12 protein-coding genes and 1 riboswitch are annotated in these 12,124 nt (G+C 67.7%); of the genes, 8 read left to right on the plus strand and 4 right to left on the minus strand.

Annotation, left to right across the window (positions count from 1 at the left end; genetic code table 11):
• The 3 genes from ACFXN1_RS31430 to ACFXN1_RS31440 all read right to left on the minus strand — a co-directional run.
• Positions 1 to 317: CoA transferase (locus ACFXN1_RS31430; protein WP_379463733.1), on the minus strand; the 317-nt coding region annotated here is incomplete at its 3' end.
• 108 nt (positions 318 to 425) lie between these two features.
• Positions 426 to 1,298 carry an amidohydrolase family protein gene (locus ACFXN1_RS31435; RefSeq protein WP_379438297.1) on the minus strand — a complete coding sequence of 291 codons (873 nt, stop codon included), beginning with the start codon at positions 1,296 to 1,298 and terminating at the stop codon, positions 426 to 428.
• Positions 1,299 to 1,389: 91 nt separating this feature from the next.
• Positions 1,390 to 2,781, minus strand: a complete 1,392-nt coding sequence (locus ACFXN1_RS31440) for an FAD-dependent oxidoreductase (protein WP_379438296.1) — start codon at positions 2,779 to 2,781, stop codon at positions 1,390 to 1,392.
• A 287-nt stretch (positions 2,782 to 3,068) separates the two neighbouring features.
• On the opposite strand from ACFXN1_RS31440, the gene ACFXN1_RS31445 reads away from it, so the two are divergent.
• The 5 genes from ACFXN1_RS31445 (at position 3,069) to ACFXN1_RS31465 (ending at position 6,604) form a co-directional block, all read left to right on the plus strand.
• Complete coding sequence (locus tag ACFXN1_RS31445; RefSeq protein WP_379438294.1) at positions 3,069 to 3,515, plus strand: hypothetical protein; 447 nt, start codon at positions 3,069 to 3,071, stop codon at positions 3,513 to 3,515.
• A gap of 62 nt (positions 3,516 to 3,577) precedes the next feature.
• Positions 3,578 to 3,693: riboswitch (SAM riboswitch) on the plus strand.
• Positions 3,694 to 3,706: 13 nt separating this feature from the next.
• Positions 3,707 to 4,129 carry a rhodanese-like domain-containing protein gene (locus ACFXN1_RS31450; protein WP_379438293.1) on the plus strand — a complete coding sequence of 141 codons (423 nt, stop codon included), beginning with the start codon at positions 3,707 to 3,709 and terminating at the stop codon, positions 4,127 to 4,129.
• A gap of 34 nt (positions 4,130 to 4,163) precedes the next feature.
• Positions 4,164 to 5,378 (plus strand): O-succinylhomoserine sulfhydrylase, encoded by a 1,215-nt coding sequence (locus tag ACFXN1_RS31455; protein ID WP_379401267.1) that lies wholly within the window; start codon positions 4,164 to 4,166, stop codon positions 5,376 to 5,378.
• Between the two features lie 141 nt (positions 5,379 to 5,519).
• Complete coding sequence (locus ACFXN1_RS31460; protein ID WP_379438305.1) at positions 5,520 to 6,158, plus strand: type 1 glutamine amidotransferase family protein; 639 nt, start codon at positions 5,520 to 5,522, stop codon at positions 6,156 to 6,158.
• Entirely contained in the window at positions 6,155 to 6,604 is a 450-nt protein-coding gene (locus tag ACFXN1_RS31465; protein WP_379438291.1) for a MarR family winged helix-turn-helix transcriptional regulator, read from the plus strand. The genes ACFXN1_RS31460 and ACFXN1_RS31465 overlap by 4 nt, the downstream gene beginning before the upstream one ends.
• Here the strand turns inward: ACFXN1_RS31465 and ACFXN1_RS31470 are convergent, their stop codons facing one another.
• The gene (locus ACFXN1_RS31470) at positions 6,605 to 7,363 is read right to left on the minus strand and encodes an HAD-IIA family hydrolase (protein ID WP_379438303.1); all 759 of its coding nucleotides are present in this window, start codon (positions 7,361 to 7,363) and stop codon (positions 6,605 to 6,607) included.
• Positions 7,364 to 7,661: 298 nt separating this feature from the next.
• Here ACFXN1_RS31470 and fgd point away from each other — a divergent pair, with 298 nt between their 5' ends.
• The 3 genes from fgd (at position 7,662) to ACFXN1_RS31485 (ending at position 12,067) form a co-directional block, all read left to right on the plus strand.
• Positions 7,662 to 8,669: a glucose-6-phosphate dehydrogenase (coenzyme-F420) gene (gene fgd, locus ACFXN1_RS31475; RefSeq protein ID WP_379388639.1), complete on the plus strand. Its 1,008-nt coding sequence runs from the start codon at positions 7,662 to 7,664 to the stop codon at positions 8,667 to 8,669.
• A gap of 123 nt (positions 8,670 to 8,792) precedes the next feature.
• Positions 8,793 to 10,871: a phosphate acetyltransferase gene (pta, locus tag ACFXN1_RS31480; RefSeq protein WP_379438290.1), complete on the plus strand. Its 2,079-nt coding sequence runs from the start codon at positions 8,793 to 8,795 to the stop codon at positions 10,869 to 10,871.
• Complete coding sequence (locus tag ACFXN1_RS31485) at positions 10,871 to 12,067, plus strand: acetate kinase (RefSeq protein WP_379438288.1); 1,197 nt, start codon at positions 10,871 to 10,873, stop codon at positions 12,065 to 12,067. Before pta ends, ACFXN1_RS31485 begins: the two co-directional genes overlap by 1 nt.
• The last annotated feature ends 57 nt before the right edge of the window (positions 12,068 to 12,124 follow it).

Here is a 12,124-nt window from a genome sequence, read left to right on the forward strand (position 1 = left end):
GCCGTGTCGGGGCCCAGTCCCATGCGCTCGGTGACGCCGGGCCGGAAGCCCTCGAGCAGCACGTCGGCCTTCTCGATGAGCCCGAGCACCTGCTCGATGTCGGCGGGATCCTTCAGGTTCGCCTCGACGATGGTGCGGCCGCGCCACTGCGGACGCTCCATGAAGCCGGGCAGCATGCCGGGCCGCTGCACCCGCACCACGTCGGCGCCGAGGTCGGCGAGCAGCAGTGCCGCGTGCGGACCGGGGCCGATGCCGGCCAGTTCAACAACCCGGATGCCCGCGAGCGGGCCCTGCTTGGCGGTGGATGGAGTGCTCACGCCCTACCTCGGTTCGTCGTCGAATCCTGCGCACCGGCTCACACACCGGTGTTGACGGTATGACAATAACGCGAAGTCTCCGCGGCCCTCAGGGGGTGGCCCGTTGCGCTAGCGATCGATGATCGGCAGCGGCAGGGTGGGCGGGGGCGGGGGTCCGGGGAGCTCCGAGCGCGGCAGCCGCAGGGTGGGTGCTTCGCCCGCGGCCCGGCGCATGGACGGGTTCGGGTCCTCGAACAGGTGTTCCTTGGCTGGCAGCCCGTAGAAAGCGCGGGCATTGTCCTCGAGCACCCGGTGCAGATCGGAGCCCACGGCGTCGGCGAGCAGCGAGATATCGGCGTCGCGGAACGGCCGTCCGGCCCGGGTGCCCGGCAGGTCGGTGCCGAACATCAGGGCCTCGGGGTTGACGGTGTGGATCTTGCGCAGGGCCGAGCCCACATTCATCGCCACCCGCCCGAAGCCGGAGGCCTTCACCTTGGCCCCGCGGTCGACCAGGTTGAGCAGGTAGGGCAGGCACTCGTCGGACATGCCCAGATGGTCGATCGACAGCTTGGGCAGCTTGGTGATGACCGGTTCCAGCGAGCCCAGCATGGACCCGTCGATGTAGAGCTCCACATGCCAGCCGGCCAGTTCGTAGGCCCGCAGCGCCAGCATGGTGAGCCCGACGATGTCGCCGCCCGCGCGCTTGAGGTTGAACCGGATGGCCCGCACCCCGGCGCGGTTCAGCTCGAGGATCTCCGCGTCGGTGGCGTCCACGTGCAGATTGGTGACACCGACCCAGCCCTCGCCGAGTTCGGCGAGGGCGGCCAGCAGATAGCTCTGATCGGTGCCCTGGAACGACCCGCTGACCAGGGCGCCACCGTCGATATCGAAGCGGGACATGCGCTTGCGATAGGCGGCGATGGTGTACGGGTCGGGCAGGTAGCCCTCGTTCTCGACCAGCGGGAACCGCGGATCGAAGATGTGGAGATGGGCATCGAACACGTGATCAGCATGCCTCAGAACGGTGACATGTGTGGACAACCTTGTCCGGCAGTCGGATTGGCGCTGGTCAGGACACCTTGCCCGGAGCTGGTCAGGAAACCTTGCCGGGTTCGGAGGCGGCGAGCATCTCGTCGCGCTCGACGACCTTGACCCGCTCGCGGCCCTGCGGCTCGCCCAGGGCGCGCTCGTGCGCGTCGAGGCGGTACCAGCCGGCCCAGGTGGTGAACGGGATGCCCTTGTGCTCGAGGAATTCGGTGACCGCCTCCAGCTCCGGCCGCGCGGCCGGGGTGAAGTTCGCGGCGTCGTCGAGCAGGCAGGCGATGGTCTCGTTGGCGTCGCCCTTGGTGTGGCCGATGAGGCCGACCGGGCCGCGCTTGATCCAGCCGGTCACGTAGGTAGCGGGCATGTAGCGAGCCGCGCCGTCGGCGTCCTCGTCGACGAGCACGCGCCCGGCCTCGTTGGGCACGGTGCCGGCCTGGTCGTCGAAGGGCAGCAGCGGGATGTTCTGCGACAGGTAGCCGACCGCGCGGTACACGGCCTGGATGTCCCAGTCCTTGAATTCGCCGGTGCCCTTGCAGTTTCCGGTGCCGTCGAGCTGGGTGCGCTCGGTGCGCAGGCCCACGACCTTGCCGTCCGCGCCGAGGATCTCCGACGGGTTCTCGAAGAAGTGCAGGAACAGCTTGTGCGGGCGGTCGCCGACATCGCGGATGGCCCACTGCTCCAACGTATTGCAGATCATGTCGACCTGCTTGGAGTGGCGGCGCGCGGCCTCGGAACCCTCGTCGTAGTCGATGTCCTCGGGGTCGACGATGACCTCGATGGTCGGGGAGTGGTCGAGTTCGCGCAGTTCGAGCGGGGTGAACTTGGCCTGGGCCGGTCCGCGGCGGCCGAAGACGTGGACCTCGAGGGCCCTGTTGTCCTGCAGGCCCTCGTAGACGTTCGGCGGGATCTCGGTGGGCAGCAGTTCGTCGCCGGTCTTGGCGAGCACGCGGGCCACGTCGAGGGCGACGTTGCCGACACCGAGGACGGCGACCTTCTCCGCGTCCAGCGGCCAGGTGCGCGGCACGTCCGGGTGGCCGTCGTACCAGGACACGAAGTCGGCGGCGCCGTAGGAGCCGTCGAGGTCGATGCCCGGCACCTCGAGGGCGCGGTCGGCGTTGGCGCCGGTGGAGAAGATGACCGCGTCGTAGAACTGACGCAGGTCCTCGAGGGTGATGTCGACGCCGTAGTCGATATTGCCGAGCAGGCGGACCTGCGGCTTGTCGAGGACCTTGTGCAGGGCGGTGATGATGCCCTTGATGCGCGGGTGGTCGGGCGCGACGCCGTAGCGGATGAGGCCGAAGGGCGCGGGCATGCGCTCGTAGAGGTCGATGCTCACCTCGGCATCGGACTTCATCAAGGCATCGGCGGCGTAAATACCGGCCGGGCCTGCGCCCACGATCGCAATGCGTAGCGGGCGGGTCGCTGCACTCTGTTCGGTCATTCTTCCGCGCACCCTTTGGGTCGAAACTAACTTGTCGTCAAAACTCAGCCGTCGTTCTTAGCTTAGGCTAAGTTGACGCCCTGGCTTCGGTGACCGCCGTTGGCCCCCGACGCTGCAGCGTTGCTGCGTAGTCTTGCTATTCCCGCGCCTGGGGCGGAAATTCTGCTGATTCTATCGATGGCGCACGAGGCCCTTCACGCGCAGGGCTGTGAACTGTGGGAATGCCGAGGCCCGAACCGTGGGAATGCCGTGCCGGGCGAACGGCGGCGACCAGGCATGATCTACCCATGAGCGACGCCGAGGAGACAGCCGGGGAGACATCGGTTCCGATCGATCAGAACGAGGCCCGCAGCATGTGGCCGTTCCTGGTCGCGGCGAGCGTCATCGCGGTCGTGATCCTGGGCATCGTGATCGCGACGCTGGTCTCGCCGGTTGAGAAGAATGTCACAGATTCCGATCGGCTCGCGGCGGCCGCGGGCAACTTCATCAAGTCCCGCAGCGAGACCGGCAAGTACGATCCGACCCTGTCCTGCAAGGGATTCGACGAGAACGCCTCGCCGCTCAAGATCGCGGCCGCGACCGGGGGGACCATCACGTTCGAAAAGCTGGCCGACCCGGCCGTCGACGGCGAGAAGGCCACGGCGCAGGTCACTTTCACGGTCTCCGGCGCCCAAACCACCTCGACCTGGCACTTCACCCGGGAGAATTCCCGCTGGTTGGTCTGCAATTCCTGACAACGGCCGAAGTCGCGGCCGGGGTTTGACAGTGGGGCCGTTTTTTCGGCAGTCTCAACCCAGGTCATGAGTACCAGCGTCAAGCCCCGGCTGGCTGGTCGGCAACCCTCCTCCGCGGTGGGGTGCTCCGGGTGACGACCTGGCCTCGCATCGGACAGCGGTGCGGCAAGTGCGGATTCACAGGAGGACAAGTGAGCTACGCGGGTGACATCACGCCGAAGCAGGCGTGGGAACTGTTGCGCGACAACCCCGATGCGGTGCTGGTGGATGTGCGCACCGAAGCCGAGTGGCGGTTCGTCGGGGTGCCCGACACCAGCGGCATCGGCCGGCCGACCGCGCTGATCGAGTGGGTGGACGTCTCCGGCACCCCCAATACCCGTTTCACCGATCAGCTGAAGCAGGCGCTCGGCGATCGCGGCCAGGACTCGGCCGCGCCGGTCATCTTCATCTGCCGCTCCGGCCAGCGCTCCATCGGCGCGGCCACTGCCGCCACCACCCTCGGCATCGGTCCGTCCTTCAATGTGGTCGACGGCTTCGAGGGTGCGCTCGACGGTCAGGGGCATCGCGGCGGCACCGGCTGGCGCGCCGACGGCCTGCCCTGGCGTCAGTCATGAGTTTCGTGTCCGGCCGGATCGCAGGGAGGCAGTCATGATCACCGGTGGTTCCTTCGACAAACCGCTCCCCGAGGGCGTCGGCCCCGCCACGCAGGCCGTGCGCGGCGGCACCCGGCGCTCGGGCTTCGACGAGACCTCCGAGGCGCTGTTCCTCAATTCGGGTTTCGTCTACGAGAGCGCCGAGGCGGCCGAGGCCTCCTTCACCGGCGATATCGACCACTTCGTCTACTCCCGCTACGGCAACCCGACGGTCGCCATGTTCGAGGAGCGGCTGCGCCTGATCGACGGCGCGGAGGCCTGTTTCGCGACGGCCTCCGGCATGTCGGCGGTGTTCACCGCGCTGGGCGCGCTGCTCGCCGCGGGTGACCGCTTGGTGGCGGCGCGCAGCCTGTTCGGCTCCTGCTTCGTGGTGGCCAACGAGATCCTGCCGCGCTGGGGCGTGGAGACCGTCTTCGTCGACGGCGAGGATCTGGACCAGTGGGAGCAGGCGCTGTCGGTGCCGACCCAGGCCGTCTTCTTCGAGACCCCCTCCAACCCCATGCAGACCCTCACCGATGTGCGCGCGGTCTCCGATCTCGCACACGCGGCGGGCGCGAAGGTGGTGCTGGACAACGTCTTCGCCACCCCGCTGCTGCAGCGCGGCTTCGACCTGGGCGCGGACATCACCGTGTACTCGGGCACCAAGCACATCGACGGGCAGGGCCGCGTCCTCGGCGGCGCGATCCTCGGACCCCGGGACTACATCGACGGCCCGGTGAAGAACCTGATGCGCCACACCGGTCCGGCGCTGAGCCCCTTCAATGCGTGGACCCTGCTCAAGGGTCTGGAGACCATGCCGCTGCGCCTGCGCCAGTCGGTGGACTCCGCGCTGAAGATCGCCGGGTTCCTGGAGACCCATCCCGCCGTGGCGTGGGTGAAGTACCCGTTCCTGTCCTCGCACCCGCAGTACGAGCTGGCCAAGCGTCAGATGTCCGGTGGCGGCACGGTGATCACCTTCGAGCTGAAGGCGTCGGAGAACGAGGCCAAGAAGCGCGCTTTCGAGGTGCTCAACCGCCTGCGCATCGTCGACATCTCCAACAACCTCGGCGATGCGAAGACGCTGATCACGCATCCGGCCACCACCACCCACCGGGCGATGGGCCCGGAAGGCCGTGCGGCCGTGGGGATTACCGATGGCGTGCTCCGCATCTCCATCGGGCTCGAGGATGTGGAGGACCTGCTCAATGACCTGGACCAGGCACTGAGCTGATCCGACGAGTGTTCGAAAGGGCCGGAACCCACTGGGTTCCGGCCCTTTCGTGTTCGGGGGCGACGGGGTTCGGGGCAGCCCCTGAGAATCATCGAGCGTCGTTTGACAGCATGCTGTCAAATATGACAGCATGCTGTCATGATGAAAACAGTCCACATGGCCGTGTACGACACCTTCTCGGACTGGGAGGTCGGGCATGCGACCGCACACATCAATCGCGAACTCTGGCAGCGCGAGCCGGGAACCTGGCAGGTGAAGACGGTCGCCCTCGGCGCCGAGCCGATCACCTCGATGGGCGGCATGCGGATCCTGCCCGATCTGGTTCTCGATGAGCTGAAGCCCGCCGACAGCGCCATGCTGATCCTGCCGGGACTCGAAACCGAGCAGCATCCCGAGACGCCGGCGGCCTTCGCGCGCAAGGCCCGGGAGTTTCTGGCGGCCGGGGTGCCGGTGGCGGCGATCTGCGGCGCGACCTTCGGGCTGGCGCAGGAGGGCCTGCTGGACGATCGGCGGCACACCAGCAATGACGCGGGATATCTTGCCTACAGCGGATATTCGGGTGGCGAGCACTATGTTCAGGCGACCGCGGTCACCGACGGTGACCTGATCACCGCGACCGGTACCCGACCGGTCGATTTCGCCCGCGAGATCTTCGCGCGCCTGGGTATCTACGAGCCGCACGTGCTGGAGTCCTGGTACCGGCTGTACGGAAACAATGATCCCGCGGGCTTCTACGCGTTGTTCGAGTACGAGCAGCAGCGCGCGGCGGCCGCGCAATGACCCGCACCGCGCAGCAGCTGTTCGGGGCCGCGGCCGTCACGTCGTTCAAGCTGAACGGCCAATTCCTCTCGATCGCAGAGGAATTGGCCAAGCCGTCCGGGATCACGGTCGCGTGGTGGCAGGTGCTCGGTGCGATTCTGCACGAACCGCTCCCGGTGGCCGGTATCGCCCGCGAAATGGGTATCACCCGCCAGAGCGTGCAGCGCATCGCGGATGTGCTGGCGGACAAGGGATTCGTGGAATACCGCCCCAATCCGGCGCATCGGCGCGCGAAGCTGGTGGCCATCACCGAGGCGGGTCACGACGCGGTGCGGCGGATCGACCCGCAGCACGCGGCCATGGCGAAACGGCTTGTGGCGCAGCTGGGTATCGAGCAGCTCGCCCACATCGTGGACGCGCTGACGACCCTGTCGGCCGCCCTCGATGCACTCGAGGGCGACGCCTGACTACAGCGCGAACGGGTCCTTGGTCTTGCCGACCAGGGCGGCCACCGAGGGCAGGATGGTGGTCGGGCGGTACGGGAACTGCTCGACCAGGGCCGGGGTGGAGATGCCGGTGGTGACCAGGATGGTCCGCATGCCCGCCTCCAGGCCCGCGATGACGTCGGTGTCCATCCGGTCGCCGATCATGACGGTGGACTGGGAGTGGGCACCGATGCGGCGCAACGCCGATCGCATCATCAGTGGGTTGGGTTTACCGACGTAGTAGGGCTTGCGGCCGGTGGCCTCGGTGATGAGGGCGGCGACGGAGCCGGTGGCCGGAAGGATGCCTTCGCGGGACGGGCCGGTGGCGTCCGGGTTGGTGGCGATGAAGCGCGCGCCCGCGGAGATCAGCCGGATGGCGGTGGTGATGGCTTCGAAAGAGTAGGTGCGGGTTTCGCCGAGCACCACGTAGTCCGGGTCGGAATCGGTGAGAACGTAACCGATTTCGTGCAGCGCAGTCGTGAGGCCGGATTCGCCGACCACGTAGGCGGTGCCGCCTGGGCGCTGGTCGTCGAGGAAGGTCGCGGTGGCGAGGGCGGAGGTCCAGATGGACTCGACCGGAATGTCGAGGCCGGTGTGCCTGAGCCTGGCCTGCAGATCGCGCGCGGTGTAGATCGAATTGTTGGTGAGAACCAGGAACGGAATGTCGTTGTCGCGCAGTTCGGCGAGGAACTGATCGGCCCCGGGCACCATGTGATTCTCGTGCACGAGGACGCCGTCCATGTCGGTCAGATAGGAGAGGATCGGTTCAGCGCTCGAGTAGGTCACGCGCACATTCTCCGCTATCCCGGGACCGGACGCTCATATATTCCTGCCCTAACTGACCGTCCGACCGGTTTCATCCCCGGAATACCGTCCGCCCACCCGAGGTTCGACCCCTTGGGTGTGACCCCTGCCGCACCGCGTTTCACCGCTGACCTATCGTGCGAAGTAGGACCGTTCGCGATGCCCGGTGTCGCGGCGGTCGTGCGGGAGGTTGGCCCGCACAGCTCGAGCGCAGCATGGCGACAGGAGTGCCCAGGTGAAAGACCTCAAGCTCGGTTACAAGGCGTCCGCGGAACAGTTCGGCCCGCGCGAACTGGTGGAGCTCGCGGTGGAGGCGGAGGCGCACGGCCTCGACAGCGCCACCGTCTCCGACCATTTCCAGCCGTGGCGGCACAATGGCGGGCACGCCCCGTTCTCGCTGGCCTTCCTGGCCGCGGTGGGCGAGCGCACCAAGCGCATTCAGCTCGGCACTTCGGTGCTGACCCCGACCTTCCGGTACAACCCTGCGGTCATCGCGCAGGCGTTCGCCACCATGGGCTGCCTGTACCCGGATCGCATCATGCTCGGCGTCGGCTCGGGTGAGGCGCTGAACGAGATCGCCACCGGCTTCCAGGGCGAATGGCCGGAGTTCAAGGAGCGTTTCGCGCGGCTACGCGAGTCGGTGGACCTGATGCGCGCGCTGTGGACGGGCGAGCGGGTGGACTTCGACGGCCAGTACTACAAGACCGTCGGCGCCTCGATCTACGACGTGCCCAAGGGCGGCATCCCGGTCTACATCGCCGCGGGCGGCCCGCTGGTGGCCCGCTATGCCGGCCGCGCCGGTGACGGTTTCATCTGCACCTCCGGCAAGGGCATGGATCTCTACACCGAGAAGCTGATGCCCGCCGTCGCGGAGGGCGCCGCCAAGGCCGGCCGCTCCGTCGACGACATCGACCGCATGATCGAGATCAAGATCTCCTACGACACCGATCCCGTTCTGGCGCTGGAGAACACCCGCTTCTGGGCCCCGCTCTCGCTGACCGCGGAGCAGAAGCACTCCATCACCGATCCCATCGAGATGGAGGCGGCCGCCGACGCGCTGCCGATCGAGCAGATCGCCAAGCGCTGGATCGTGGCCAGCGATCCGGACCAGGCGGTCGAGCAGATCAAGCCGTACCTGGACGCGGGCCTGAACCACCTGGTCTTCCACGCGCCCGGTCATGATCAGCGCCGGTTCCTGGATCTGTTCCAGCGCGATCTGGCGCCCCGCCTGCGGGCCCTCTGAGTCGGTTCACGCCGTGGCACCCGGGGACGGGCGGCTCTCGCGGTAGTCCGTCCCCGAATATCCGCGGCCGGGTAACCGGGTACGCGCGGAAATCAGCCCATAACGGTCGGTAGGCTTTCGCCCATGGCTGCCACACCGGTTTCCAGTGTGTACATCGCGTCCCCCGAGGGCGACACCGGCAAGTCGACGGTGGCGCTCGGTGTTCTGCAGGCCCTCGCGGCCACCACGCCGCGAGTGGGCGTGTTCCGGCCGATCACCAGGTCCGCGATCGGGCGCGACTACATTCTCGAGCTGCTGCTCGAGCACTCCACCGCCGATGTCGACTACGACCAGGCCATCGGCGTCACCTACGAACAGGTGCACGAGGATCCGGACGCGGCGATCAGCGAGATCGTCATGCGGTACCACGCGGTCGCCAAGCAGTGCGACGCCGTGCTCATCGTCGGCTCGGACTACACCGATGTCGCCAGCCCCAGCGAACTGCGCTACAACGCCCGCATCGCGGTGAACCTCGGCGCGCCCGTACTGCTGGTGGTGCGTGGAATGGGCCGCACCCCTGAGGAATTGGGCCAGCTGGTGGAGCTCTGCCGCGCCGAGCTGGCGGCCGAGCACGCCAAGCTGGTGGCGGTGATCGCCAACCGGTGCGAGCCCGGGCAGCTGGAGGCCGACGCGGCCGCCCTGAAGGGGGCCTGCACCGTGCCCTCCTGGGCGCTGCCCGAGGTGCCGCTGCTGCAGGCGCCCACCATGGAGGAGCTGCGCGAGGCGATCGGCGGCGAACTCTACAGCGGCGACCCGGAACTCATGCAGCGCGAGGCGCTCGAGGTGATCGTCGGCGGCATGACCGCCGAGCACATTCTGGAACGCCTCGCCGACGGCGTTGCCGTCATCACCCCCGGTGACCGCTCCGACGTGCTGCTCGCGCTGGTGAACGCCCATGAGGCGGAGGGCTTTCCGTCGCTGGCCGGCATCATCATGAACGGCGGCATGCTGCCCGAGCCGTCCATCGCGCGACTGATGGCGGGCCTCAAACCCAAGCTGCCCATCCTCGCCACCGACCTGGGCACCTTCGAGACCGCCAAGGCCACCGCGCTCACCCGCGGCCGCGTCTCGCTGTCCAGCATCCGCAAGGTGGACACCGCGCTGGCCCTCATGGAGCAGCGGGTCGATCCGCGGGAACTGCTGCGGCAGATCGAGATTCCCATCCCGAACATCGTCACCCCGCAGATGTTCGAGTACCAGCTCATCGACCGCGCCCGCAACGACCGCAAGCGCATCGTGCTGCCCGAGGGCGACGACGACCGCATTCTGCGCGCGGCCGGGCGGGTGCTGCAGCGCAAGATCGCCGACCTCACCATCCTCGGCGACGAGGCGGCGGTGCGCGGCCGTGCCGCCGAGCTCGGCGTGGACATCGAGGCCGCCGAGGTGCTCGATCCCAAGACCTGCCCGCTGCGCGACGAATTCGCCGAGGAGTACGCCCGCCTGCGTGCCCACAAGGGCATGACGGTGGACCGCGCCCGCGAATTCATGAGCGACATCTCGTATTTCGGCACCATGATGGTGCACATGGGGGTCGCCGACGGCATGGTCTCTGGCGCGGCGCACACCACCGCGCACACCATCCGCCCGTCCTTCGAGATCATCAAGACCGAGCCGGGCGTGTCCACGGTGTCCAGCGTCTTCCTCATGTGCCTGGCCGACCGGGTGCTGGTGTACGGCGACTGCGCCGTGGTGCCGGACCCGACCTCCGACCAGCTGGCCGATATCGCCATCTCCTCCGCCCGTACCGCCGTCCAGTTCGGCATCGACCCGCGCGTGGCCATGCTCTCCTACTCCACGGGCGAGTCGGGGTCCGGCGCGGACGTCGACAAGGTGCGCGCCGCCACCAAGCTGGTGCACGAGCGGGCGCCGGAACTGCTGGTGGAGGGGCCGATTCAATACGACGCCGCGATCGAGCCCACGGTGGCCAAGACCAAGCTGCCGAATTCCGAAGTGGCGGGCCAGGCGACGGTCTTCATCTTCCCGGACCTCAATACCGGCAACAACACCTACAAGGCGGTGCAGCGCAGCGCCGGGGCCGTCGCCATCGGCCCGGTGCTGCAGGGTCTGCGCAAGCCGGTCAATGATCTGTCGCGGGGCGCGCTGGTCGCGGACATCGTGAACACCGTCGCGATCACCGCGATTCAGGCTCAGCAGGAGGCGTGATGAAGGTTCTGGTGATCAATTCCGGATCCTCGTCCATCAAATATCAGCTGCTCGATCCGGCGACCGCCGATGTGTGCGCGCATGGCGTGGTGCAACGCATCGGCGAGGCGGTCGAGCCGGATGCGGTGACCGTCGAACACACCTCGGGCGAGAAGACTCTCGAGTATCAGGGGCCCATCGCCGATCACGCGCAGGGCCTGCGGGTGGTGTTCGATCTGTTCAGCGCGAGCGGCCAGGATCTGGCGCACGCGGATCTGGCCGCGGTCGGGCACCGGGTGGTGCACGGCGGTGAGGTCTTCTACGAGCCGACGCTCATTACAGACGCGGTGGTGCAGGCCATTGTCGACCTGTCCTCCCTTGCGCCGCTGCACAATCCGCCCAATGTCATCGGCATCGAATCGGCGCGCGCGCTGCTGCCGGACGTGCCGCAGGTCGCGGTGTTCGACACCGCCTTCTTCCACAATCTGCCCGCCGCGGCGAAGACCTACGCCATCGACGCGGAAATCGCGGCGGCGCACGGTGTTCGCAAGTACGGTTTCCACGGCACCTCGCACGATTACGTGTCCGGCCAGGTCGCGGCCTTCCTCGGGAAGGACAGAACCGAGCTCAACCAGATCGTGCTGCACCTCGGCAACGGCGCGTCGGCCTCGGCCATTCGGGCCGGGCAGGCGGTGGACACCTCCATGGGCCTGACCCCGCTGGAGGGCCTGGTCATGGGAACCCGGTCCGGGGATCTGGATCCGGGGATCATCTTCCACCTCATCCGCACGGCGGACATGGATGTGAACGATGTGGACGCCCTACTCAACCGGAACTCCGGGATCAAGGGCATCTCCGGTGTCAATGACTTCCGGGAGCTCGGCCGCCTCATCGAAACCGGCCATCCGACCGCGAAATTGGCGTTCGACGTCTACATCCACCGGCTGCGCCGCTACATCGGCGCGTACCTGATCGAGCTGGGGGAGGTGGACGCCATCACCTTCACCGCCGGTGTCGGCGAGAACGACGCCAAGGTGCGCGCCGAGTCGCTGGCGGGACTGGAGCGGTACGGGATTCGCATCGACGCCGACCGGAACACCGCGAAAGACCGTACGGCCCGGCGCATCTCGACCGACGACTCGGACGTGTCGGTGCTGGTGGTCCCGACCAACGAGGAACTCGCCATCGCCCGCGCCGCCGCCGATCTGGTCGGCTGAGCGCCACGGCACCCGCATGGCGATTCGGACTTCACGAAAACATCATGATGGGCCTGG

The organism is Nocardia sp. NPDC059154 (assembly GCF_042755705.1).
Taxonomy (GTDB): domain Bacteria; phylum Actinomycetota; class Actinomycetes; order Mycobacteriales; family Mycobacteriaceae; genus Nocardia.

Excerpts from the sequence above, each read along its gene's own strand:
- ACFXN1_RS31440 (WP_379438296.1), bottom strand. The coding sequence starts at position 2,781 with ATGACCGAACAGAGTGCAGCGACCCGCCCGCTACGCATTGCGATCGTG.
- ACFXN1_RS31445 (WP_379438294.1), top strand. The coding sequence starts at position 3,069 with ATGAGCGACGCCGAGGAGACAGCCGGGGAGACATCGGTTCCGATCGAT.
- ACFXN1_RS31455 (WP_379401267.1), top strand. The coding sequence starts at position 4,164 with ATGATCACCGGTGGTTCCTTCGACAAACCGCTCCCCGAGGGCGTCGGC.
- ACFXN1_RS31460 (WP_379438305.1), top strand. The coding sequence starts at position 5,520 with ATGAAAACAGTCCACATGGCCGTGTACGACACCTTCTCGGACTGGGAG.
- ACFXN1_RS31465 (WP_379438291.1), top strand. The coding sequence starts at position 6,155 with ATGACCCGCACCGCGCAGCAGCTGTTCGGGGCCGCGGCCGTCACGTCG.
- ACFXN1_RS31470 (WP_379438303.1), bottom strand. The coding sequence starts at position 7,363 with ATGGACGGCGTCCTCGTGCACGAGAATCACATGGTGCCCGGGGCCGAT.
- pta (WP_379438290.1), top strand. The coding sequence starts at position 8,793 with ATGGCTGCCACACCGGTTTCCAGTGTGTACATCGCGTCCCCCGAGGGC.
- ACFXN1_RS31485 (WP_379438288.1), top strand. The coding sequence starts at position 10,871 with ATGAAGGTTCTGGTGATCAATTCCGGATCCTCGTCCATCAAATATCAG.